The sequence below is a fragment of the Halomonas sp. 3D7M genome, assembly GCF_014897885.1.
In the GTDB taxonomy this organism is placed as follows: domain Bacteria; phylum Pseudomonadota; class Gammaproteobacteria; order Pseudomonadales; family Halomonadaceae; genus Vreelandella.
Genome location: NZ_JABUZF010000256.1, coordinates 1 through 692 on the forward strand (window position 1 = coordinate 1; position 692 = coordinate 692).

1 protein-coding gene is annotated in these 692 nt (G+C 59.2%); it reads left to right on the top strand.

Annotation, left to right across the window (positions count from 1 at the left end):
- Nucleotides 1-682: biotin synthase BioB (gene bioB, locus INT22_RS16175; protein ID WP_193068558.1), on the top strand; the 682-nt coding region annotated here is incomplete at its 5' end.
- Between the last annotated feature and the right edge of the window lie 10 nt (nt 683-692).

Here is a 692-nt window from a genome sequence, read left to right on the forward strand (position 1 = left end):
GCTGGAAACCTGCATGACGCTAGGTATGGTCGACGGTGATCAAGCCAACCGTTTGGCGGCTGCCGGGCTGGATTACTACAACCATAACCTGGATACCTCCCCCGACTTTTACGCTGAAATCATCACCACCCGCACCTTCAGCGACCGCCTGGACACCCTGGCCACCGTGCGTGAAGCGGGCATGAAAGTATGCTCCGGCGGCATTTTAGGCATGGGCGAAGGCGCGCAAGACCGCAGCGCGCTGTTACAGCAGTTGGCGAAGTTATCACCGCACCCAGAATCCGTGCCCATTAATATGCTGGTTAAGGTACCGGGCACTCCGCTGGAGAACGTCGAAGACTTGGACCCACTTGAGTTTATCCGCGCCATCGCGGTGGCGAGGATTATGATGCCGCAAAGCCATGTGCGGCTTTCCGCTGGCCGCGAGCAGATGAGTGAGTCGACTCAAGCACTGGCATTTTTGGCGGGAGCCAACTCGATCTTCTACGGCGACAAACTGCTCACCACCGGCAATCCTCAGGCAGACCGCGACCGCGCGCTATTTGCAAAATTAGGCCTGCACCCAGAACGCCGTGATACCTGCGAAGATGAAGCCACTCACACCGAGCGACTCACCCAACAAGCTCAGCAGCGCGCCCAGGCAGAGCGGGCAGCAGCACTGGCGGTAGATGCCAGTGTCTGACGCGTGGCAG